The sequence below is a fragment of the Sphingobacterium bovistauri genome (assembly GCF_020295405.1).
Taxonomy (GTDB): domain Bacteria; phylum Bacteroidota; class Bacteroidia; order Sphingobacteriales; family Sphingobacteriaceae; genus Sphingobacterium; species Sphingobacterium bovistauri.
Map to the genome: position 1 here is coordinate 43478 of NZ_JADEYP010000014.1, position 25625 is coordinate 69102.

At 35.4% G+C, this 25625-nt stretch carries 18 protein-coding genes; 12 read left to right on the forward strand and 6 right to left on the reverse strand.

The genetic code is table 11. The features are described from left to right. Positions 1-64: 64 nt before the first annotated feature. Complete coding sequence (locus IPZ78_RS09035; RefSeq protein ID WP_225552882.1) at positions 65-673, forward strand: TetR/AcrR family transcriptional regulator; 609 nt, start codon at positions 65-67, stop codon at positions 671-673. On the opposite strand, the gene IPZ78_RS09040 is transcribed toward IPZ78_RS09035, so the two are convergent. The 5 genes from IPZ78_RS09040 to IPZ78_RS09060 all read right to left on the reverse strand — a co-directional run bounded on the left by IPZ78_RS09040 (position 670) and on the right by IPZ78_RS09060 (position 6566). Next, complete coding sequence (locus IPZ78_RS09040; RefSeq protein ID WP_225552885.1) at positions 670-1641, reverse strand: YpdA family putative bacillithiol disulfide reductase; 972 nt, start codon at positions 1639-1641, stop codon at positions 670-672. The genes IPZ78_RS09035 and IPZ78_RS09040 overlap by 4 nt on opposite strands. A gap of 6 nt (positions 1642-1647) precedes the next feature. Continuing rightward, the gene (locus IPZ78_RS09045) at positions 1648-3792 is read right to left on the reverse strand and encodes an FUSC family protein (protein WP_225552887.1); all 2145 of its coding nucleotides are present in this window, start codon (positions 3790-3792) and stop codon (positions 1648-1650) included. Between the two features lie 137 nt (positions 3793-3929). Then, positions 3930-4517 carry a YceI family protein gene (locus IPZ78_RS09050; RefSeq protein WP_225552889.1) on the reverse strand — a complete coding sequence of 196 codons (588 nt, stop codon included), beginning with the start codon at positions 4515-4517 and terminating at the stop codon, positions 3930-3932. Between the two features lie 92 nt (positions 4518-4609). Further along, positions 4610-5701, reverse strand: coding sequence for an MBL fold metallo-hydrolase (locus tag IPZ78_RS09055; protein WP_225552891.1), 1092 nt, complete (start codon positions 5699-5701; stop codon positions 4610-4612). A gap of 151 nt (positions 5702-5852) precedes the next feature. Beyond that, positions 5853-6566 (reverse strand): FadR/GntR family transcriptional regulator, encoded by a 714-nt coding sequence (locus IPZ78_RS09060; RefSeq protein ID WP_225552893.1) that lies wholly within the window; start codon positions 6564-6566, stop codon positions 5853-5855. Between the two features lie 130 nt (positions 6567-6696). On the opposite strand from IPZ78_RS09060, the gene IPZ78_RS09065 reads away from it, so the two are divergent. The 10 genes from IPZ78_RS09065 to IPZ78_RS09110 are packed head-to-tail and all read left to right on the forward strand — an operon-like array spanning position 6697 to position 22223. After that, a complete protein-coding gene (locus IPZ78_RS09065; RefSeq protein ID WP_225552895.1) occupies positions 6697-10056 on the forward strand; it encodes a SusC/RagA family TonB-linked outer membrane protein in 3360 nt (1119 codons plus the stop codon). 20 nt (positions 10057-10076) lie between these two features. After that, positions 10077-11630, forward strand: coding sequence for a RagB/SusD family nutrient uptake outer membrane protein (locus IPZ78_RS09070; RefSeq protein ID WP_225552898.1), 1554 nt, complete (start codon positions 10077-10079; stop codon positions 11628-11630). A gap of 43 nt (positions 11631-11673) precedes the next feature. Further along, the gene (locus tag IPZ78_RS09075; protein ID WP_225552899.1) at positions 11674-12591 is read left to right on the forward strand and encodes a dihydrodipicolinate synthase family protein; all 918 of its coding nucleotides are present in this window, start codon (positions 11674-11676) and stop codon (positions 12589-12591) included. Positions 12592-12641: 50 nt separating this feature from the next. Further along, on the forward strand, positions 12642-13715 hold the full coding sequence (locus tag IPZ78_RS09080) for a Kelch repeat-containing protein (protein ID WP_225552901.1): 1074 nt from the start codon (positions 12642-12644) through the stop codon (positions 13713-13715). Between the two features lie 20 nt (positions 13716-13735). Next, positions 13736-14962 carry an MFS transporter gene (locus IPZ78_RS09085; RefSeq protein ID WP_225552903.1) on the forward strand — a complete coding sequence of 409 codons (1227 nt, stop codon included), beginning with the start codon at positions 13736-13738 and terminating at the stop codon, positions 14960-14962. Next, complete coding sequence (locus IPZ78_RS09090; RefSeq protein WP_225552905.1) at positions 14946-17018, forward strand: GDSL-type esterase/lipase family protein; 2073 nt, start codon at positions 14946-14948, stop codon at positions 17016-17018. Before IPZ78_RS09085 ends, IPZ78_RS09090 begins: the two co-directional genes overlap by 17 nt. 1 nt (position 17019) lies before the next feature. Beyond that, a complete protein-coding gene (locus tag IPZ78_RS09095; RefSeq protein WP_225552907.1) occupies positions 17020-18264 on the forward strand; it encodes an AGE family epimerase/isomerase in 1245 nt (414 codons plus the stop codon). Then, the gene (locus IPZ78_RS09100) at positions 18200-20155 is read left to right on the forward strand and encodes a family 20 glycosylhydrolase (protein ID WP_225552909.1); all 1956 of its coding nucleotides are present in this window, start codon (positions 18200-18202) and stop codon (positions 20153-20155) included. Before IPZ78_RS09095 ends, IPZ78_RS09100 begins: the two co-directional genes overlap by 65 nt. 30 nt (positions 20156-20185) lie before the next feature. Beyond that, a complete protein-coding gene (locus IPZ78_RS09105; protein WP_225552910.1) occupies positions 20186-21346 on the forward strand; it encodes a sialidase family protein in 1161 nt (386 codons plus the stop codon). Between the two features lie 46 nt (positions 21347-21392). Then, positions 21393-22223 carry an energy transducer TonB gene (locus tag IPZ78_RS09110; RefSeq protein WP_225552912.1) on the forward strand — a complete coding sequence of 277 codons (831 nt, stop codon included), beginning with the start codon at positions 21393-21395 and terminating at the stop codon, positions 22221-22223. Between the two features lie 48 nt (positions 22224-22271). Here IPZ78_RS09110 and IPZ78_RS09115 read toward each other — a convergent pair whose 3' ends face one another. Next, entirely contained in the window at positions 22272-23663 is a 1392-nt protein-coding gene (locus IPZ78_RS09115) for an arginine decarboxylase (protein ID WP_225552914.1), read from the reverse strand. Between the two features lie 108 nt (positions 23664-23771). Here IPZ78_RS09115 and argS point away from each other — a divergent pair, with 108 nt between their 5' ends. Beyond that, positions 23772-25556, forward strand: a complete 1785-nt coding sequence (argS, locus tag IPZ78_RS09120) for an arginine--tRNA ligase (RefSeq protein WP_225552916.1) — start codon at positions 23772-23774, stop codon at positions 25554-25556. The last annotated feature ends 69 nt before the right edge of the window (positions 25557-25625 follow it).

The following is a 25625-nucleotide window of genomic DNA, read 5'->3' on the forward strand; positions in this document are numbered from 1 at the left end:
TTTATTTCATTTAATCGGTGTAAAGATAGCATAAGCCGATGAATACCTGAAAAAATATTGGAATATGGCAAATAACGCAGATGAGAAGAGAATAAGGATATTAGAAACAGCCAAAAGACGCTTTGCACATTATGGTATGGCAAAGACAACAATGGCTGAAATTGCGAAGGATTTGTCTTTTTCTAAAGCTTTATTATATTATTATTTTCCTGACAAAAACAGTTTGTATGCTGCCGTATTAGGGCATGTAATTGAGGAATGTCAAGTTTTGATTGAGGAATTAATTGCTAAATCAAAAAATGTACTGGAAGGAGTAAATATGGTGTTGGACGTGGGGATGGAGTTTAAAAAGAAGTATTTCTATTTATTAGAATATACCATCTTAATGCGTAAGGAATTACCAGCAGAGTTAGATAAGTTGATCATAGATTCGTTTGAAAGTCAGCGTAAAACAATAGAGCAGGTATTTCAAATGGGTGTAGATTCTGGTGAATTAAAAAAGATTGACGTAGAAGATACAGCGCGCATTTTCGTGTTTAGTACATTAGGAATGCGTATGTCAGTACTCAAGGATTTTAAGAATGATTTTATTCCAGATAAATGTGAGTTTGACGAAATACTTGATATGCAGAAAAAGTTAGCTGAAATTTTTGTAAATGGATTGAAGGCTTAGCTTTTTGCTAAAATCGATTCCATAATCATTTTAGCGTGCACTCTAGAGTTTTCTATAAACCATAGATGTGTATTTAGTCCACCACATACAACCCCAGCTAGGTATAAGCCCTTAATGTTCGTTTCCATGGTGTTGAGATCGTGTTCTGGAATCATATCGTCATCATCCGGTATGTTAATTTGAAATTTTTTGAGTAATTCAAAATTAGGTCTATATCCAGTTAATGTTAATACAAAATCATTAGCAATGGTAATTTCGGTATTTTTTGTGCTTATAACGACCTTGTCTGACAGTATTTCTTTTAGTTGACTTTCAAAATAAACAGTAATTGATCCCTCGGCGATTCTATTCATAATATCAGGTCGGACCCAATATTTGACACGGTGACTAATATCTGTTCCGCGTATGACTAAAGTTACTTTTGCGCCTTTGCGATACGTCTCTAAGGCGGCATCAATAGAAGAATTGCTCGCACCCACTATGACCACATTTTGTCCCGCATAATAATGTGGATCATTATAATAATGACTAACCTTTGGTAAATCTTCTCCTGGAATATTTAAGTATATAGGGATATCGTAAAATCCTGTCGCTACAATGATATTTCTAGCTTTATATTGATTTTTGGATGTTTGGATATGAAATATTTCTCCCTGTTTCTGATATGATAAAACCTCTTCGAATAATTTCGTGTTTAGGTTAAACTTATCGTGTACACGTCGGTAATATTCTAAAGCCTCAGCTCTTTTGGGCTTTGGATTAGTGGTGACAAAAGGTATTTCTTCAATCTCTAATCTTTCAGATGAAGAGAAGAAAGTCATATTGGTAGGGTAGTTGTAAAGAGAGTTTACAAGACAACCCTTATCAACTATTAGATGTGAAAGATGATTGTTTTTAGCGGCTATAGCACAGGCAATACCAATTGGTCCAGCACCAATTATCAAAACATCGTATACGGTGTGATCCATTTTAAATTAAATTTCTTTCGAAGCTAATGTAGTTACATTCTTTTGTAAATCACCTGAAATTTTGACTAAAAATTGTAGTTGATCAGTAATTAATAGTGTTTCATCATCGATAGAATCTACAGATTGTTTTTCAATTGTTTTTACATAATTGATCTGTTGAGAATCATTCAACGCAATTTCATTAATTGATTTTTCCAAGTGCCCCAAACATTTGAGCAATAGTTTTACATGTGTATTATTGTATGACTCCGTGGTCGTATTGTATAGTTGTGTAAGTAAAGTTGCTGTATAGGAAGAAAATATATGATTTAAAATAACAAATCTATTTACCTCTTTTGTGTTCTTTTGTCTCCATTTAGGCTCGGTAATTAGACGCTGGAAGGTAGAGCCCATATTGGCGGAGGCAATGTAGACTTCTTTACGTGCTAGTTTGTATTCGGTTACTGAAATCTTCTTGTCTGATAATAATATAATAGCTTGTGCTAAATATTTATAATTAGCAATTAGCAAGTTTCGCATGTTATTACGAATTTGGAAACTTTCCCAATTTGGAAAAATTATATAGCTAGATAAAAAGGCAATTGAGCCTCCAATAAAGGTATCAATAATACGTTCTTTAGCCATTTCTAATGTATTGACACCCGTAAAACTTAGCATGATAAGTACATATGGGGTCATGAAAATAACAGCCAGGATATAATTCACGCGGAATAGGCTATAGGCTATTAGGAAGAAAAAGATTAAAATAGCAAAGCGAATAGTAACATCAGGGACAGTCAAAAGTATGATGCCTCCAATTATACCGCCGATAATAGTTCCTATTAATCGTTGAAGATTTCTTTCTTTGGTAAGTCCAAATCCCGGTTTAAGAATGACTAAAATTGTTAATAGAATCCAATATGTCGTAAAACTTGAATAGTTGAAAATGTTAAATAGAAAATAAGTGCCGGAGAGTACGATTGCCATCCGTAGGGCATGTCTAAATACACTTGAATCTAGACTCAAATTGTCCTTAAAGTTTTGCCAATTTAATATATCTCTATTTATAAATTTATTAGATTCTTTTATTTCCTCTTTGTTCAGGTCGTCTGCTTTAAAGAATACATAAGTATACATGTTTTGAACATGTTTTGTAATTGTTCGAATATTGATTACAATTTTCTTTAACGGTATAGAGTTTACAGAATTTGATGCATCAAATTCTTCAATTTTTATTCTTATCCGCTCTATTTCATCTTCAAAATCATATAATTGTTTGGGTTGCTTATTAGCATGGAGTTTAAAGGCGAAGTTGTCCAGTTCGTGCGCTATTTTATCAATGATATTTTTGATTTCTTCTAATATTCCTGATTCAGTGTATTTGTTTCTTATTTCGGTATAATCATAATGTGTGGTCATACTTTGTTCAAACAAGTCGACCATTTCATTGAAAACAAGTGTGAGGTAGCGTCCCTCTTTAGTCGTGTCTTTTATTGATCGTTTACTTTGGAATAAGATATCACGTACATTCTCTTGATGTTCATTGACTCCGATTTGTTTTTCAATAAGTTTGATGTAATTATCATCAGCATCTTTTTTTAAGTCATAAAAATTGGCTTTTAGACGTAAATAGTCCGCGATATGGACAATAGTTTCTGAGAGTTCTTGCTGCGCTATTCGATACGGGCGGACACGCATTAGCGAAAAACTGATTAACATATACCATACTGCTCCTATAATAAACAGCCCTAAATAACGCATCTCTTCTTGAAACGAAAACTGAGCATCAATATTAATAAGCATAATAAGAATCCCCATCATGCCAACTGTCGCCGCCCTTACATTGAATACAGAAAACATAGAAAAAATGAACGATAATACAGCTATTATTACGCTCATTATGTAAATGTTATCGTTGGCTAAGGCGGTTGCGATGATTGCTATAATCGAAAATAATGTACAATAAAGCATTCCCCATCTACGGTGCCTTGGTGCACCTGGAGTATCAGACAATCCAATAATAAGTGCTCCTAGGGAGATAAAAGTGCCCATGACAAATTCTCCTAGAAATGCACAGACAATAACAGGAATGATGGTTCCTAGGGTAATGCGTAAGCCTTCCGCGAAGTATTGACTATAAAAAAAACTGCTTAATTCTTGTGTTTTTTTCATCAGGTTATTAGAGATTATTATTCTGTCTTATTTTGCTTACAATTTAGTTGTTTCTTTTGGCTGAATAAAATATTATTACAGTAAAAAAGCTATTAAGAGGATTCTTAATAGCTTTTAATATTAGTGTAGTGTGTTTTTTAGTTTTTTACGACCTCAACATTTACCGTGATTTGAATTTCAGGTGCAACAGCAAATACCCCAGAAGGTAATTTGTCTGCATAGTTAATACCGTAGTCAAAACGATTTATTGATGTAGTTGCTGTAAAGCCAGCTCTAGTTTTACCCCAAGGATCTGTGATGATCCCGTTGTTTTGAGTTACTTTGAAAGTTACTTTTTTTGTAACATCACGAATAGTTAAGTCACCAGTTAATTTGTATTTTCCTTTTTTACCTTTCAAAACTGCATTTTCTAATTTCATAGTTGGAAATTTTGCTGCACTAAAGAAATCGTCGGATTTTAAGTGATTATCACGCATTTCTACACGTGTATCAATACTGTTTATATCAATGTTAAAGTTGATTTTCGCGTTGTTAAAATCTGTCGCTGTAGAAGATTCCAAATTACCATCTAATTTTTTGAATTGGCCATCAACGAAAGCAATTCCTAAATGTTTTACTTCAAATCTTGCGTTAGTGTGGGCCGGGTCAACCGACCATTTAACCTGAGCTACAGCAACATTTGTCAATAGGATAAATGCGGCTAAAATGTTTACTATTGTTTTCATGTGTTTCTTATTTGACTACAAAGTTTCACATTTAATTTTATGCAAAACTTAATCTATATTAAGAAATACAATTTATACGTAATTTGTTTGGTTTAATCGATACCATTCCACCAATGTGGAAATTTCTTGTACGTATCTAATGAAACAACTTCGCCTATTTTAGGGGTAATTATTGGGAAATTTTGTACTTCAGCAGATTTTGTAACTCTGATTAGAGGTTCATCCCAAGCGTGATTGGCAAGAGGAAATTTTGATGAATGTACGGGGATGGTGTATTTGGCAAGCAAATCTTTCGATGCTTGAATTACTTCCTCAGGCATCATGTGTATGTATTTCCACATTTGATTGTATTGGCCATTTTCTAAAATAGCATAATCGAATGGGCCGAATTTTTCACCTATTTCTTTGAAATGTTTGCCATACCCACTATCTCCTCCAATGTATATTTTTTTAGTATTTGATTTTAATACGAAAGAAGACCATAATGTAGTATTACGAGTGAATGTGCGTCCTGAGAAATGCCTTGAAGTAGTGGAAGTGAAATTTAGACCATCAACTTGCGCTTCTTCGCCCCAAAATAATTCGGTGATTTGATTAGCAGGGTATCCCCATTTCTCTAGGTGTGCTCCAACACCTAAACCTGTTACGATATGTTTGACGTTGCTTTTGATACTTTGAAAAGTGTTGTAATCTAAATGATCCCAATGGTCATGTGTGATTATCATAATATCAATAGGAGGAAAGTCCGCTGCAGAATAATTGTAAGTCATCGAAAATGCTTTGACACTAATGCGTATAGGAGATGCATATTCACTAAAGACAGGGTCCACCAATATTCTTTTTTTGTCTAATTGAAGGTAATAAGATGAGTGACCAAACCATACGTATATATTGCTGTCGAGAGGTAGATTTTTGAGATCTGTTTCAATTACAGGAATTGGAACAGATGGTGTATTTCTAATTTTCTTGCTGAAAAAGAACCCACGTAGCATGTCTGTATAACTTGTTCCTTCTGCTAATGCAGGTGTAAATTCTAAATTGTCGAAAGCCCCATCTTTGTAATTTGATGCTTTCTGCATACGTGAAAGTCTTTCTCCATTCGCATTTGCACCAAAGCGTTCAGAACGCATGTATAGAAGCCCACCGACTATTGATATTACAAGAAGGATTAGAAGGATTTGCATAAGTCTTTTGATTATTTTTCTTAACATAACGAATCTAAAATAGATTAAAATATTTAATTAGAAAGTCATTTTAATAATAAAAAACTTCTTTATTTTGATAAGAGGTGTATGAAAAAAGAAAACCGTGAATTTTGATTTCACGGTTTTCTTTTTATGCTAAAATCCGAGCAAAATGGTTGTTTAAGTGAACGCGGATAGCTTTTCGGTAAGCATCAGCGTCCCTTTTCTTAAGTACTTCGACTAATTCTTTATGTGAAATAAAATCACCTTCCACAATAGGTTTTTCTAGTATTCCAGATTGATGTACATATTGAAATATAGGAATTAGTAAATCTTGAAGTTCTAATAACATGCTATTGCCTAAGATTTCATATAGTTTTCCATGAAACTTTTTCTCATCTTCAATACTCCATGGTAAAGCTGTATCCCCAGATACAATGTTTTCGGTCAATAATTCAAGTTCTTGAATATCTTGATCCGTTATTTTGTTGATTATAAAGTCAGCAATACCCACCTCTAAAGCAAGACGCATTTCAAAAAGATCTTTCAGGGTACCATTATCCAATAATGATGGATGAAATACTTTTTTGAAAGACCCCAATACATCTGGATTAGTAATGACGGCCCCTTTGTGTTTTTTTGATTCTATGAGTCCAATACTCTTAAGGCGTAAAAGGGCTTCACGAACTACGGTACGACTTACACCCAGCTTTTCTGTTAATTCTAGCTCTTTAGGGAGTATATCTCCAACTTTTAGTTTATTAACCTTTATAAAATCGACAATTGAATTTTCAGCTTTATCAACTAAGCTTGAGGTATCTATGTTTTTGAGTACCGTTGAACTCTCTGTGATTGAGTTGCTCATAATGAATCTCTTATTAAACAACAAATATATAAAAATAATTGAATTAATATTTGGAATTCAAGTATTATGTTATACATTTGATATTAATTATGTTATACATAATACTACTTGTGTATTTAAACCTTAAGTTATGCGAAAAATTCTAATATTAATTTTATTATGCTTTATGCAAATAGCTGCATATTCGCAAGCAATTCTCAAAGGCTTGGTTCAATCCGAACAGCGTACAGCACTAATAGGGGTAAGTGTTGTTAACGAGTCTAGTAAGAGCAGCACGATATCCAATGCTCAAGGAGAATTTTCAATCTCTGTTAATACAGGTGATATCTTAAAATTTACTTCTATAGGATATGTCACATATTCTACAAAAGTTCAAGATTTTAATTTTTTGACGGTTAATTTAGTTCCTGATGATCAAGAGCTGGATGAAGTCGTAGTTGTAGGTTATGGTACAGTGAAGCGGACCAAAATCACTTCATCTGTTTCAACTTTAGATAACAAAATTCTGGAATCTGGTATGCGTGCTAACCCAGTACAAGCTTTGGCTGGTACAGTTCCAGGCTTGCGTGTCTCAACAGGATCTGGTCGTCCAGGATCAATGGCAAGTATTGTTTTGCGTGGAGGAACACATTTTGATGGATCGGGCAGTCCGTTGATTATTGTTGATGGACAAGTGCGAAGTAGTCTTTCAGATATTAATCCCGAAGAAATTGAACGTTTGGATGTACAAAAAGATGCTTCGGCAACGGCGATTTACGGTGCAAGAGCAAGTAATGGGGTGGTAATCGTAACAACTAAAAACGGGAAAAACGGAAGATCGTCTTTGGATTTCAAGGTGAATAGAGGTATTAATTATCTAAATGTACCCTATAATTACTTGAGTAGTGAAGACTATATTCATTGGAGTCGATTAGGCGCAGCTGAGGCAATTAAGATGGGTACTCTAGCGAATAATTCATTAGGCTCACCGGGTCCGAGAGGAACAGGAAATGCTTATTTTGCAAATGATGGTGTAACTCCTTTAGACGGAAATTTTGTGAACGCTGGAAGATGGAGTTTGATGCGCTTGAATGATCAAAATAGATTTTTATTAGATCAAGGCTGGAAAACCATGAAAGACGCTATTCCAACAAATGCTGTAGGAAATTATGATGCTAATGGAGAATATTATGATTTGATATTCGAAGATTTTAATTACGGAAATTTAGCCTTTCATAAGACTTCACCATCACAAGATTATAATTTCTCACTTTCAGGAGGTAATGATAAAGCAAAATACTTTAGTAGTGTTGGAATTTATGATGAAGATGGATTGTCGTTAAGTACATTTTATCGCAGATACAATTTTGCCTTAAATACGGATTACAAAATCAAAGATTGGATTACTTCAGAGTCTCGTGTTAATTGGACGCGTGCTAATTGGCGAGATCAATCTTTGTTTAATGGTGAAGCAAATTACTGGGGACGTATGTTGTCTGCCCCTCCAACGCTAAGAAGCAAAAGTCCAGTTACTGGCGATTGGATATTGGGTAGAGATGCCAGCGATGGTAATCCATTAGTTAATATTGATAAATTTATTCGTCGTTCACAAAACGATAAATTTACCCTTAACCAAGGCTTAGCTATTAATTTTTTGCCTGAATTAACTTTGCGAGTGAAAGGTATATTATTTTATGAAGAGGAATATCACGAGTCATTTGATAAAGATTACAGATCAGGCTTTTTGAGTACAACCAATCCTAATGCTGGATGGAGTAGACAAAGAGGTAGTTCAGCTAGTTTTTGGCGTAGAATCTCCCAAACGTATAATGCTGTTTTGAATTATGAAAAATCATTTGGACAACATAATGTGAATGCTTTAGCAGGTGGTGAATATTTTGATGCTTATTACCGTTCATTGAATGCATCAGGAGCATTAGCACCGACAGATGATTTTATGTCATTAGGATTGACAACTAATACTTCTGATAATCCAACAAGAGGTACAAATTCTTCACACAGTAATGATAGAATTATATCTCAGTTTGCTCGTGTCAATTATGATTTTGATGATAAGTATTTAGCTTCATTTACTTTCCGTGGAGATGGAATCTCCCGCTTACATAGTGATAATAGATGGGGATTCTTTCCAGCAGCTTCAGTTGGTTGGATAGCTTCGCGCGAGGATTTTATTAGTGAAAATGCAACTTGGTTAAACTTCTTAAAGTTGAGAGCGAGTTGGGGTAAAAACGGTAATATAGGAATAGGAACAAATAATGCCATTGGTATTTATGAAGTACAAGGAAGTTATGGTGTGACAGGAGCCTACGATCAGACTAGAGGTTTCTTATTCTCGAATCCAACGCTTCCAGAGCTTACTTGGGAAAAAACGAACACCACTGAAGTGGGAGCGGATATTGGTTTGTTAAATAACAGACTAAATCTATCAATAGCTTATTATAACAGAATTACATCAGATAAACTTGCTTACATATCACTTCCTGAATCGGCTGGTATTCCATCTATTCGTACAAACAATGGAACAATGCGTAACAGAGGCTTAGAGTTAGAAGCAGGATACCGTTTGATACAAAATGAACAGTTTAATTGGTCATTGAATGCTAATGCTTCATATGTTCGTAATAAAATCATCAAACTTCCATTTAATGGAAATGATAACAATCGTCAGGGTGGTACGCAAGTATACGACCCAGCAAGTGGATCATTGATTTGGGTTGAAGGTTTACAAGAGGGGATGGAATGGGGTGCTATTTATGGTTTCAATATGGTAGGTGTTATTCGTACTGAAGAAGAATTAGCAAATTATAATGTACGTGATGATGCGGCAGGTGAAGTGTATAGTACAGGTGGTGCAGCAGGTAGACGTGTAGCAAGTCAAAAAGTAATTACTGAACAAGGATTAACAGGTTATCTTCCGACACAACTGGGGGATGCGATGTGGGAGGATGTGAATGGTGATGGCATAATTAACCAAAATGACCGTGTGAAATTAGGAAATACATTACCAAGATGGACTGGAGGTTTTAATACTACATTGAGCTATAAAAACTTCTCACTATTTGCTCGCCTAGATTTTGCGTTAGGACATGTCCAAATGGATAGACAGCATGTATGGTCGCTCGGCTCTATGCAAGGAGAGTTTAACGCTGGAGAGATAATAAAAGATACATGGACTAAAGAAAATCCGAATGCGAAGTATCCGAGATACACGTGGGCAGATCAAAATAATATGAAAAACTTTGATCGACCTAGTAATCTTTTCTATGTTAATTCGAATTATTTAGCATTCAGAGAAGTGTCGTTGAGCTACTCTGTACCTAAGCAATGGATTAGTCGTGCCAAGATTCAAGATTTGACTTTGAATATTACGGGTCAGAACTTAGGGTACTTATCTAATAGTTTGCTTACACTACCAGAGCGTACAGGATTTCAAAATAGTGCATATACTATTCCAACCATGTTGATTTTTGGAGGAAAAATTTCTTTCTAATCTTTAATTGATATAAAGCAATGAAAAAATATATAAAAATATTTGGTGTTATCGTTTCCTTACTTGGGGCTACTTCATGTAATAAGTCTTTAGATATTGCTCCAGAGGATTATTTTGCTGATGTGAATTATTGGCAAACGGAGACGCAGGTGGACAATTTTATGACAGGTATTCATTCTCAACTACGCGGGCAGCAGTTCCAATTGTTTAGATTGGGAGAGCTTCGTGGAGGGGCATTGATTACAATTCCTACGTTTCCTGTTTCACTGAGCGAAGTGAATTCTATAGAAAATAGTATGACTGAAGTAACTCCAGGCTTGGGAGCGTGGGCTGGGTTTATGAATCCTATTCTTCAGATCAATCTATTTATCGAAAAAGTAAATACTATTACATTTCTTTCTGATTCTAAAAAAAGTACGCTTTTGGGGCAAGCGCATGGCTTAAGGGCGTTCTATTATTTTCATTTGTTACGTACTTATGGAGGAGTTCCGTTGCGTACATCTGCTGATGTGTTGAATAGCCGTCCAGATCAGGTGGCTTTGCGATTGGCCCGTTCTACGGAAGAAGAAACGTTAGCTCTAGTGAAAACTGACATAGCTAAATCACTTGAAAATTTTGGAAATGTACAAGGCTCTAATAAAGCGTATTGGACGTTGAATGCAACAAGAATGCTAAAAGGAGAGGTTTTTTTGTGGTCTGCTAAAGTATATGGTACAAATACTGATCTTGCAGAAGCCAAGACAGCCTTAGAAGCGGTGTCAGGATATAGTTTGTTGCCAAATTTTGCCAATGTAATTAAGACAAAACGTAATGCAGAAATAATTTTCACACTGCCTTTTCAATTCAATGAAGCGGAAGCTTCTGCTTCAGCAGCATTTTTGTATGACTTGCCAAATTTCAGTGGCTTGTATTTTAAAGACACAGTGAGCAGCACAGCAGAAGCCTTAGTTGACCCATTGGTGTTGCAGCAAACCTCTGCGCAGACTATTCAACGTTATGGCTATAAATATCAATTATTCCAATCATTTAATCTTAATGATCAACGTCGTAATGCAACATTCTATGATTTTTATGCATTAGATCGTTCTGTAGCGCCTCAGCGTGTGACTGTTCGTAATATAGTTTTGACTAAGTTTTTAGGGACAATTAATAATAATATTCGTAATTATACGGACGATTGGCCTATCTACCGTGAAGCAGATAGATTGTTGATGTTGGCTGAAATAGCAAATGCGCAAGGTGAAAACCCACAAAGCTATATTCAACTCGTTAGAAATAGAGCATTCAATGGTACAGATCCAATACCTTTTGTTAATGGCACCAAGGATGCAAATGAAATTGCCATTTTTGAAGAACGTATGAAAGAGTTTGTATGGGAAGGGAAACGTTGGTACGATATACGCCGCATGAAATTCGGAAATAATCCACTAGTGTTTCAATCCTCTAACCATCCATACGGGGTTTTGAATCAAGCTACAGAAGCGTATAAAGTATTATGGCCAATCGGTAGAGATGTGTGGACTAATGATCCATTAGTAGATCAAACACCAGGATACGAAACGACAAAACCTTAATACGTTGAATAAAAAAAAAATATTACACAATAAAATAAAAATAATGAAAAAAATTGATGGCTTGTTAGCTGCTCCTTTTACTCCATTTGATGAATCTGGAAATCTTAATGTTGATATTATTCCATCATATTATCAATTATTAAAATCTAATGGTGTGACTGGCGCGTTTATATGTGGATCTACTGGTGAAGGTGTATCCTTAACATTTGATGAGAAGGTGACAGTTTTAAAGGCATGGGCTAATTTAACTAAAGAAGATGCGGATTTTGCTTTGATGATGTTTTTGGGAGGAACCAATATCAAAGAATGTAAAGAGTTGGCTAAAATATCCGAAGAAGTAGGTGCGGATGCTATATCTTTTACATCACCTTACTATTTCAAGCCTGCAAATGTCGTTCAATTGGCAAAATGTTGTGCAGAAATAGCCTCCGTTGCACCTAATACGTCATTTTATTATTATCATATTCCGGTATTGACGGGTGGAAATTATGCGATGTACGATTTGTTGAAAGAGATCGATGGCAAGATACCTACATTCGAAGGTATAAAATATACACACGAAGATTTCATGGACTTTTTATCGTGTATGAACTTTGAGAATGGAAAATATAATATGTTGTGGGGTAGGGATGAAAATATGCTGTCATCACTTGTGCTAGGTTGTACTGGAGCAGTCGGTAGTACGTACAATTACGCAGCACCTTTGTACCATGATTTAATGAAAGCGTATCAAGATGGTAATTTGTTGGAAGCAAATGCACTGCAACAAAAATCAATAGATATGATTCGTTTGTTAGGTAAATACGGAGGGATTGCTACGGGTAAAGCATACATGAAGTTAATTGGCGTTGATTGTGGTGAATTTAGATTACCTATTGCTAATATGAGTCGTGAATCATTTGAAAATTTCAAGACTGATGTAGCTGCTTTGAACTTCGAATCATTTAAATCTAAAATCTAATGAATCGTCTGGGTTGGATTCTTTGTTGTATAGTGGTGTCATCATGTAATATGAAGGATAGAAATTTGGAAATTGAGTGGAATGTTGCAGGTAAATTGCCTGAAGGAGCAGACAATGCTGCGCATATCGGAGTTGCAGGGGCAGTTACAGGTATCCTATCGGATATGTTGGTGGTAGCAGGTGGTGCTAATTTTCCCAAGGAAATGCCTTGGGATGGCGGCACAAAGGCTTATAGTAAAGAAGTATATCTGTACACAAAGGGACAAAATAATGAATTTATACTTTCCAATACACAGTCATTTGAAGATAGCGTAGCTTATGCTGCGAATGTTTCATTTGATAACTCAATTTATTCTATAGGTGGAGAAAGAAATGGAAAGGCAACATCGGATGTCTACAGGTATTTTATTGAAAATAAATCGTTCAAACGTGTTCAGTTACCTTCTTTACCGCTGAGTTTGACAAATGGTGCTGCTGTGCAAGTGGGAGGGGATCTTTATTTCGTTGGTGGCGAAAATGCAGACTTAGTTTCTAATAAAATTTATAGACTACATCTTTCTGCGGGAGGGGGAGAGTGGGAAGAGTTTTTTGAAATGCCTAAACCTCTTACACATATGGTCGTTGCATCGGATGCAAAGGATAATATCTATATCATAGGTGGTCGTAAAAGAAATACGAATGCTAAGAGTGATATGTATAATGAAGTTTATTCCATAAATGTAGATTCAAAAAAAGTAGAACTTTTGGATACCTTACCAGAAGCTCTAGCAGCAGGAACAGGAGGCTATGCAAATGGCAATCTGATTGTGATTGGAGGTGATAATGCCCAGACTTTTCACAGGGTGGAAGAGTTAATTGGCGCAATAAACTTAGAATCTGACGAAAGCAAAAAGGCTGAACTCATTACTAAAAAGAATGACATACAGCGTGCACATTCAGGCTTTTCTCCTAATGTATGGTATTACAATTTGGAAGAAAGGACTTGGAAAGCGTCAAATCAAATAAAAGGTGCTAGTCCTGTGACTACAACAGCAATTATCCATAAAAACTTAATAGTGATTCCAAGTGGTGAGGTGCGCGCAGGTGTACGGACGGATCAAATCTTGATGGGCAAGATAAAATAGAGTTGTATAAAACTGTAATTATGAAAAATAGTAAAATATATCCTTGGGTAGTTGTTGGCCTACTTTGGTTTGTCGCATTACTCAATTACATGGATAGACAAATTTTATCTACGATGCGACCAGCGATGGCGATGGATATTGTTTCATTGGAAAGTGCTGCCGTATTTGGTAATCTAATGGCTGTGTTTTTATGGATATATGGCTGTATGAGTCCAGTTGCTGGTGTATTGGCAGATAAGATTAATAGAAAATGGTTAATTATCTCAAGTCTATTTGTTTGGTCGGGTGTCACACTTCTCATGGGGTACGCTACATCTTATGAACAATTATATGCACTACGTGCTGTGATGGGTGTGAGTGAAGCGATTTACATACCAGCGGGATTGTCGCTTATTGCAGATTATCACAGTGACAAATCAAGATCTTTAGCTGTAGGTATTCATATGACGGGCTTATATTTTGGACAAGCTTTGGGTGGATTCGGAGCTACAGTTGCATCGAGTTACTCTTGGCAAAATACATTTATTCTATTCGGATTAATAGGGATAGTGTATGCGTTAATCTTGATTTTTACACTTTTTGAAACGGAATCACGTGTAAAACCAATTGAAGATGTAGGAGAAAAAACTTCTGTATTAAAGGGTATACCTATCTTATTTAGCAACATTGCTTTTTGGGTTATCCTCTTATACTTCGCTGTACCAAGTCTCCCAGGATGGGCTACTAAGAATTGGTTACCTACATTATTTGCGGACAATTTAAATATCCCGATGGAGAAAGCTGGTCCCTTGTCGACTATAACCATTGCATTCTCATCTTTTATAGGTGTAATCTTTGGCGGTATACTATCCGATAAATGGGTGCAAAAAAATATTAGAGGCCGTATATACACCAGTGCGATAGGTTTGGCGCTAACTATTCCAGCAGTTTTTCTAATAGGCTATGGTACGACGATTTGGGCTATTGTGGGAGCAGGATTAATGTTTGGATTTGGATTCGGCATGTTTGATGCCAACAATATGCCTATACTATGTCAATTTGTGTCTGCAAAATATCGTGCTACCGCATATGGTATTATGAACATGGTTGGAGTATTTGCAGGGGCATATATAACCAATTTATTGGGTGCATCTGCAGATGAAGGCAGTCTCGGTTCTGATTTTGCGATGTTGGCTATCATTGTGTTGGTGGTTTTGATTATTCAATTGTCTGTTTTAAGACCTAAACATAATGAACAGCCTGTCTAAAATTGTATTAATTATAGTTAGCTTAATTGCTATTGCTTTTCAATCTTTTGCGCAGAAGAGGATAGCTTGTATTGGTGATTCTGTGACCGAAGGTTATGGAATTAGTGATTCCAGTCAAAGCTACCCTGCTCAATTGCAAAAGCTTTTAGGTACAGAATTTAAAATAGGTAATTTTGGGCATTCTGGCTCGACTCTCTTACGAAACGGGCATAATCCTTACCACAAAACCAAAGCATATAAAGAGGCTTTATTATTTAAACCTAATGCAATTGTAATCGCTTTAGGGCTGAATGATACGGATCCTAGAAATTGGCCAAACTTTAAAAATGAATTTTTAGGTGACTATAGCCAATTGATAAATGATTTCAAGAAAGTAAATCCAAAGGTTGAAGTATTCATCTGTACAATGACACCGATCTTCAGTGGGCATAGAAGATTTTTATCTGGAACGCGTGAATGGTTTGACCAAATTCAATCTTTAATTCCAGAAATTGCAAAAGTACATGGAGCAACGGTAATTGATAATCATTCGATGCTGGCCCCACGTATTGATTTATTTGCTGATTATCTGCATCCAAATAGTAGAGGTGCAGAATTGATAGCTCATAATGTGGCAATATATTTAAAACCAATCGTACAACCTCTTTCTGTAGATGAGACCTTTGGAAATGATATGGTTTTACAGCGTGGAGTTACAAATAAATTAATGGGCAAATCTTCATCAAATGAAAAGGTGTCTGTAGTATTCAAAAACAAAACTTATTCTACGACTGCAGCTCGAAATGGGAATTGGGAAATTGATATTCCTACGCAGGCTGCAGGAGGTCCATATCGTTTAGATATTTCTTCAAAAGACTCAAAAATAACTTTAACTAATGTATTGTTTGGTGATGTTTACTTGTCATCAGGTCAGTCCAATATGGCTTTTAAATTTCGTGATGCTTTAGATTCAGATTTGTTGTTAGATCAAGTTGATTCGTTTGATAAAATACGCGTTTTCAAGAATAAAAATTTAGCTGAAACTTCAAATGTACAATGGGATGAATCTACGTTGAATAAAGTAAATGAGTTGCAATATTTCTCTGGTAAATGGCAAAAAACAAGTAGAGAGACGATTGCGGAATTTTCAGCTATAGCTTATATGACTGCTGTAGAACTTTACAAATCTCAACATGTTCCAATAGGTATTATTGATATTTCAGTAGGGGGTTCTAATACTGAATCATGGATTTCAAGATACGTTTTGGAACATGATAATTTGCTGGCTACATACATTCATAATTGGAAATCTTCGGATTTCATACAAGACTTTTGTCGCGAACGCGGAACAAAAAATATTGAACTAGCAAAAGTAAAACATCAGCGTCATCCGTATGATCCAGCTTACAATTTTGAAGCGGGTATTTCCAAATGGACAAATACAAAACTTAAGGGTGTACTGTGGTATCAAGGAGAGAGTAATGCGCACAATATTGAGCATCACGAATACCTTTTCAAGAAAATGATTATTTCTTGGCGTCAGGCTTTTAAGAATGAAAATTTACCCTTTTATTTTGTTCAATTATCTGGTATAAATAGACCTTCATGGGGAGATTTCAGAGATTCGCAGCGAAAACTTTCGAATACAATTAAGAATACTTTCATGGCTGTTTCATCCGATGTTGGGCATCCTACAGATGTGCATCCGAAGGATAAATTTGTAATTGGTAAAAGATTGGCAAATTTAATTAGACAGCACATGTATCATGAAGATTTGATGGCTGATTCGCCACAACCAGTATCTTATAAAAAAATAAATGGCGAAATAAGAGTTGAGTTTAGTCATTGTAAAGAACTAAAAATCAAAGATTCTCATTCAATAAAAGATTTGCAAGTCGTAACGACCAATGGTCAAATCTTGAAGAATATAGAAGCAAGAATTGATAAAAATTTATTAATCATACCTACCCAACAGGAAATTAGAAGTGTACAGTATGGCTATACACCATTTACGAATGGGAATTTAATAAGTGATACAGATGTACCTGTATCCACATTTAACTTGAAAATAAATTAGCATGAAATATACGGATGAACATTTACGGGATTTGGCAAAATTTTACCAAACCCATTTATTAGAAGATACAGTCCCTTTTTGGTTTCCACGCTCCTATGATTTGGCGAATGGGGGCTATCTACTTATGCGTGACGCCGATGGGACTTTAATCGATACAGACAAAGCTGTATGGATTCAAGGACGTGCATGTTGGTTGCTCTCGACATTATACAATACTATAGAGCCCAAAAAGGAATGGTTGGATGGTGCTAAACTTGGTTATGATTTTTTAAAAAATAAGTGTTTTGACGCTAAAGGTAAAATGTATTTCCATGTAGATCAAGAAGGAAATCCAATACGAATGCGTCGTTATTTCTTTTCAGAAACATTTGCTGTCATTGCATTCGCAGCATATGCTAAAGCATCGGGTGATGTGGAAGCTGGAAAGTTAGCTCGAGAAATTTTTGGAACTTGTTTAGAATATCTATATGGTGAAAAAGAAGTAGAACCAAAATTTGAGTCAACTAGGCCATCTCAAGGAATTGGAATTCCGATGATCATGATGAATACAGCACAGCAATTGAGAGAAACTATAGGTGATGAACGATGTGATGAAACCATTACTCATTGTATTAATATCATTGAAAAAAACTTTGTGAAGGATGATATTCGCTGCGTGATGGAACAAGTAGCCTTAGATGGATCTATTATCGATCACATTGATGGTCGTACGCTGAACCCAGGGCATGCTATAGAGGGGGCATGGTTTATTCTTCACGAAGCAAACCACCGAGATAATGATCCTAAATTAATTGACCTAGGCTGCCGTATGTTAGATTATATGTGGGAAAGAGGCTGGGACAAGGAGCATGGAGGAATATTGTATTTTAAAGATGTATATGATAAACCTGTACAAGAGTATTGGCAGGATATGAAATTTTGGTGGCCACAAAATGAAACCATTATTGCGACTTTGCTGGCTTTTGAATTGACAAAGAATGAAAAGTATGCTAGCATGCATGACAAAATTCATCAATATGCATATTCTCATTTTCATGATAAAGAAAATGGTGAGTGGTATGGCTATTTGCATCGTGATGGTACCATTGCGCAAACTGCTAAAGGTAATTTATTTAAAGGACCATTTCACTTGCCTCGTCAAGAATGGTATTGTTATACTTTGTTAAAGAAATATTTAGATAATGGGAATAATAGTGAAGTCGGTAGTACTACTTGCGGTTTGGATATCCACTATAACTATAGCTAATGCGCAAAATAATCTTATTCCAACACCCTCGCAATTGGTTCTGGGTAATGGTAATTTAGATTTAAGTCAGGGTATTTTTATTAAAATCACTAATAAATCGCTAAAGCATGAATACGGTTTGTTAACTGATATTTTCAAATCTTGGGGTGTTGGATCTGTTAAAGAAACACGAGCTAAGCTAATCCCGACAGTAATTTTAAGTGTTCAACCTAATTTTCAAGGTAAAGATGAAGCTTACAATTTATTAATAAACAGTAATGAAATAAATATTACTGCACGAACTAATAAGGGCCTTTTTTACGGTCTTCAAACGCTAAAACAATTTACAGTAAAAGACAAACAGATTCAATATGCTAGTATTCAAGATGAGCCTGCGTTTTCCTGGCGCGCTTATCTTATCGATGTTGGACGTAATTTTCAATCTGTCGATATGATCAAAGAGCAAATCGATGTCATGGCGCAATACAAATTGAATGTGTTGCATTTTCATTTCACAGAAGATATTGCATGGCGATTGCAAAGTGATAAATATCCTGGATTGACAGATGCATCAGTAATGACGCGCTGGAAAGGAGATTATTATACAAAGAATGATTTGAAGGATTTAATCCAATATTGTAAAGAGCGTCACATCACATTCTTGCCTGAGATTGATATGCCTGGGCATAGTGCTGCTTTCAAAAGGTTCTTTGGTGTAGATATGCAATCAGATTCTGGAATGATGTACATCAAAGAATTGTTATCGGAATTTAGACAAAATTTTCCTGAATTGGATATATTTCATATCGGTGGTGATGAAGTGAAAATCACTAATAAAAACTTCATGCCAGAGATAACTAAATTTGTGGAAGGACTAGGCTACAAAAAAACAATTGGTTGGGATCCAGGTAGCAATTTGGAACCACAAACTATTCGCCAAATGTGGATGGGAGGACCTAAGTTGATAGAAGAAAAAGGGAATTTTGTTTACATAGAATCGAAACATCTGTACATCAATCATATGGATCCGTTGGAGACGGTAACGACACTTTTTCATCGTAAAATAGGTGAAGTGGATAATGAACATAAAAATTTGATAGGCGCTACATTGTGCTCATGGCCAGATAGAGCTGTAGGTAAGTCTATAGATATGTTTTCTCATAGCGCGATATATCCAGCAATACTGACTTTTGCCGAACGTATTTGGCAAGGTGGTGGGCGTGCAGGTTGGGTCGCGAATATCGTTTCGGAAGATGAAGAGAATTATAACGATTTTGTTGCCTTTGAGCAGCGACTTCTTAATCATAAGAAATTGTATTTTGCAGACAAGCCATTTCCATATGTTTCACAATTGGGAACAAAATGGGAATTGATAGGTCCATTTGAAAATATGGGTGATGTAAATAAAAGTTTTGAAATCGAAAAAAATCCTTTTGCGCAGCTAGAGATTTCAAAAATTGTAGAAGGAGGAACCGTTGTTTTGAAGCATTGGTTTGGAGATATCATCGAGGGAGCAATAAAGAACCCAACAAAAAATACAACCTATTACGCGAGAACAAAGATATGGTCAGATACCGATGCGGTAAAACCGTTCTGGGTTGACTTTAATAATTTGTCCAGATCGTATTTGACAGATACTCCAGAATTAGATACTTGGGATAACAAGGGCAGCCAAGCTTATGTGAATGGTGTCCGTATTGTACCCCCTAATTGGAAAAATGCAGGTCAACAAGGTCAATCACAAGTTCCTTTAGTAGACGAGGGTTACTCTTATCGAGCGCCTACCATGATTAAGCTCAAAAAGGGTTGGAACGAAGTGTTATTAAAACTTCCAGTAGCTGAATTTAGAGGTAGGACTTGGGAGAATCCATCGAAATGGATATTTACATTTGTGCCTGTTGCAGAGAATTGAGAGAAATAAAATACAAATATTATAAATACTATGAAGAAACTATTTTTAAGCCTATGTGCAATTACTGCTTCTTTTGTCCTGATCGCTCAAGAAGTTACGGTATTCAAATCTGGGGAGGATGGATATGCTAGTTATCGAATTCCAGCAATAGTAAAAGGTAAATCTGGGGATTTAATTGCTTTTTCAGAAGGTCGTGTAGATCATGCAGGTGATTTTGGAAATGTAGACATCGTTTACAAAGTCAGTAAAGATGGTGGTAAGACTTGGGGAGCATTGCAAGTAGCTGTTGATTATGACAAATTACAAGCTGGTAATCCAGCGCCTGTTGTGGATTTGTTGGATCCGGCATATCCGCAGGGTAGACTATTTTTATTTTACAATACGGGAAATGACCATGAAGGGGATGTACGTAAAGGAAAAGGTTTACGTGAGGTTTGGTACATTGCATCTGTAGATGGTGGAAAGACGTGGTCAGAATCTGTAAATATTACGACGCAAGCACATCGACCAAAGCAACCACAAATAAATCCAGCTTATAATTTTCAAGAAGATTGGCGGACTTATGCTAATACACCAGGTCATGGTTTTCAGTTTGTGTCTGGACCTAATAAAGGAAGAATTTATATAGCAGGTAATCACAATGCAGGTGATCCTCAACCGAAGAATAAAGATTGGAATGCGCATGCATATTATTCTGACGATCATGGAAAGACATTTAAATTAAGTGAAAAAGTGCCTTATCCTGGAACAAATGAGTCTTTAGCGGCTCAAATTGGAGATAATTCGGTTTATATGACATCCAGAAACCAACAATTAACACCAAAGCAACGTGTAATCTCAGTTTCTCACGATGGCGGTCAGACCTGGGTATCATCAGCTCCAGATGCTAATCTTCCTGATCCAATTAATCAAGGCGCTGTTCTTTCTTGGAAAAAAGGTAAAAAGTTTGTTTTGGCACATATCAATGCGGCAGATCAAAATAAAAGAGATAATTTAACTCTTCGTTTATCCAAAGATCAAGGAAAGACCTGGTATTTTAATAAAGTAATAGCAAAAAGTCCTGAAGGCTACAAAGGTGGTGCTTGGTCAGCATACAGCGATATCGTATTGTTGAAGAAAAACTCAATCGGTGTATTGTATGAGAAAGATGGGTATAATGAGATTGTATTTGTACCTATAGCGATTAAATAAATTGCATATATTTATATAAGAATCTATTACTTAATATAATTGTTTTATGAGAATTATTGCAATGTTATTTTTGCTTATTAATACAAGTGTTTCCTATGGGCAAGAAATTAATTTTGAGAATTTATTGAATCTTTATGTAAATAATAAGAATTATTCAGACAAAGTTTTAATAGGAATGGGGTATAAGTTATCTAATGGAATTACTGATACTACCGCTATATATAGTTCAAAGGATAATAATTCTATTTTAATAAAGAGTTTTGGACTTAAAAGTCAAAATAATTACTTGTGTTATATTTTCAAAAACAATTTGCAAGCAAATAAAATTATTGATTATTTAAATTCAGATTCTTATAAGATTTTAGATAAAAAAGAAAATTTATTTGAATTTACAGCTTTTAATCCCAATATCTATATTACTGCAAAATATATTACTAATGGACAATATCAGGGATATAATTTTCTAAAAATTGAATCCCGTCAAAATAAAGGTTCTATGTATATGGTTGGTCAAAAAGGTGGTAAAACAATAGCGAAAGAAAGCCTTCCTGGTACAAAAGGATTAATAGAAGTTGATGTAAATCCAGAGCCACCGGGTGGCATAGGAGTATTTAGACAATGGATTGCAGATAATTATTTTTATCCAAAGGAAGCTATTGATAACAAAGTCTCTGGTACTGTTGTCGCATCTTTTGATGTAGACTTAGATGGTCGTTTAAACAATATTAAAATAATACGTGACATAGGCTATGGTACAGGTCAAGCATTTATTAATGTGCTGAAAAAATCTCCTAAATGGAAGCCAGCTACTATTAAAAATAAACCAGTTGTAACGTCTTTTAGTTTACCTTTAAAATTAGATTTAAGTGGGCTCTAGAAAACAAGAAACGCTGTTCAATTTGAACAGCGTTTCTTGTTTATGTTTTTATTGGTAGCCCAATAATTTCATTACTTGTTTTGAATTTTGCTCTTCTCCGAAAACTTCATAGTTGAAAGTTTCGTCTCTATTGCGGCGTATCAATACGTGCTTAGGAGAAGGTAACAGACAGTGGTGGATACCACCATAGCCTGACAATACATCTTGGTAAGCCCCCGTATGGAAGAATCCCAAATACTGTACTTTACGTGTTTTAGGCATGAAAACCGAGTTCATGTGCGCTTCTTGATTGTAATAATCTTGACCATCACATGTGATACCGCCTAAGTTTACACGTTCGTATTCCGAATCCCAGTTATTAATTGGTAACAAAATATATTTTTGGTTCAATGCCCACACATCTGGTAAATTTGTGATGAATGAACCATCAATCATAAACCATTTTTCACGGTCATTTTGTTGTTTACGACCCAAAACTTTGTATAGAATACCTGAAGCTTCTGCCACCGTATATTTACCAAATTCGGTAATAATATCTGGTTCCATTACTTCGTGGTGCGCACAGATTTGTTTGATGCGGTTTACGATTTCGTTAACCATGTATTCATAATCAAAATCATGAACCAATGAATCTTTGAAAGGCATACCACCACCGATATCTAATGTATCTAAGTCTGGATTGATTTTCTTGAATTTACAGTAGAGTGTTACATATTTTTCCAACTCGTTCCAATAGTATGGTGTATCCGAAATACCAGAATTGATGAAAAAATGTAATAATTTCACTTTAAAGTTCGGATTATCTGCAATCTTGTTGTTATAAAATTCAATAACATCTTCTTGACGAATACCTAAACGCGAAGTATAAAATTGTGAATCAGGCTGTTCTTCAGATGCTATACGAACGCCCAATGCGCATGGTTCTTCTAGCTCTATCTCATCATCATACAAGTTGAATTCCTCTTTGTTATCCAACACAGGAATGATATTCTTGTATCCATCATGAATCATATCAATGATGTATTGTTTGTATTGATACGTTTTGAAACCATTACAAATTACCGTAATATCTTTTGTTACAGTACCCTGACGCTCCAAAGAATCGATCATCGGCATATCAAATGCAGATGAAGTCTCCAAGTGGATATCATTTTTCAACGCTTCTTCTACGATATGTTTGAAGTGCGATGATTTGGTACAATAACAGTATTTATACGAACCGCGGTAGTTGTGTTTCAAAATCGCGGTTTGAAACAATATCTTCGCTTGTTGTATTTTTTTACTGACAATCGGTAAGTACGTAAAACGCAATGGCGTGCCATACGTCTCAATCATTTCCATCAAGTTCAAATCGTGGAAATACAATTCGTCGTCGATGATTTCGAATCCGTCTTGGGGAAAACCAACACTTAAGTCAAGAAATTCCTGATAGCTCTGCATTTTTTATTATTTTTGCAAAGATATACTTTCATAATGAATACCTAAATACCTAAGGTGTTATTTTTCTCATTCATTATCAGAAAGATAGAATTATTACGCAATATTTACATGGCTAATTCGATACAAGATACACTAGTTCAACAAACTGTTGCCGCTGTCAAGGCACTTTATGGTGCTGATATTCCAGAAACACAGATTTCTCTACAAGAGACAAGAAAGGAATTTGAAGGACAAATCACTGTCGTTACTTTTCCAGTAACTCGTTTTTCAAAAAAATCACCAGAACAAACTGGTACGGAGATAGGTGAGTATTTACAACAAAATATTCAAGAGATTTCATCTTTCAATGTAATCAAAGGATTTTTAAATATTTCTTTGTCGGATTCGTATTGGATTGCTTTGTTGAATAATACGATTGCTGCTCAAGATTTTGGAAAGTTTCCTGCTAATGGTAAAAAGTTAATGGTGGAATATTCATCGCCAAATACGAATAAACCATTGCACTTAGGACATATTCGTAACAACTTATTAGGCTATTCTGTTGCAGAGATATTGAAAGCTTATGGTTACGATATTATCAAAGCGAACTTGGTAAATGACCGTGGTGTCCATATCTGTAAATCGATGTTAGCATGGCAGAAATTTGGAAATGGTGAAACACCAGAATCTTCAGGCTTGAAAGGTGATCACTTGGTAGGTAAATACTATGTGGTATTTGATAAAGAATACAAAAAAGAAATCGAAGCATTAAAAGAAGCAGGTCAAACAGAAGATGAGGCTAAGAAAAACGCTCCATTAATGCTGGAAACCCAAGAGATGTTACGTCAATGGGAAGCAGGCAATGAAGAAGTGATTGCGCTTTGGTCAAAAATGAACGGTTGGGTGTATGCAGGTTTTGAGAAGACATATAAACAATTAGGTGTCGATTTCGATAAATTTTATTACGAATCAAATACCTATTTATTAGGTAAAGATATTATTCAAGAAGGTCTAAATAGCGGTGTTTTCTTCAAAAAAGAAGACAACTCGGTGTGGATTGATTTGACAGATGAAGGTTTAGATCAAAAATTGGTATTGAGAGGAGATGGAACTTCTGTTTACATCACACAAGATTTGGGTACCGCACAATTGAAATATGACGAATTCGGTATGAGTGAGTCTATTTATGTGGTCGGTAATGAGCAAGATTATCACTTCAAAGTGTTGTTTTCTATTCTGAAAAAATTAGGTAAATCTTGGGCTGATGGTTTATTCCATTTATCATACGGCATGGTAGATCTACCTTCTGGTAAGATGAAATCTCGCGAAGGAACAGTGGTGGATGCCGATGATTTGATGGCTGAAATGATTGAGACAGCTAAATCACGTACAGAAGAATTAGGTAAAACTGAAGGATTCACTGAGGAAGAAAAATCAGAACTATACGATACTATTGGTATGGGTGCGCTGAAATATTTTCTATTGAAAGTAGATCCTAAAAAACGCTTATTGTTTGACCCGAATGAATCTGTCGATTTTCAAGGGCATACAGGTCCTTTTATTCAATACACACATGCACGTATCAAATCGGTATTACGTAAAGCAGAATTTTCAACTAATGCTGTGGTAACAGTACCTGCTACTATTTCTTCTTATGAGCGTGATTTGATTCAGGTTCTTGGTGAATTCCCTAATGAAATCGAAATTTCCGCTAAGGAATTTAGTCCAGCACAATTGGCAAATTATGTGTATGATGTGGCTAAGTTTTATAATAAATTTTATCACGAAGAGACCATTTTGAAAGCTGAGGATATGGATGTGAAAACTTTCCGTCTACATTTGTCAGCTTCAGCTGCTAAAGTAATAGCAAAAGGAATGAAATTGCTAGGAATACAAGTTCCTGAAAGAATGTAATTAATATTTCATTTATCATAATATTAAATAATCTAATCATATTTTGGTTAGATTATTTTTTTTGAGGAA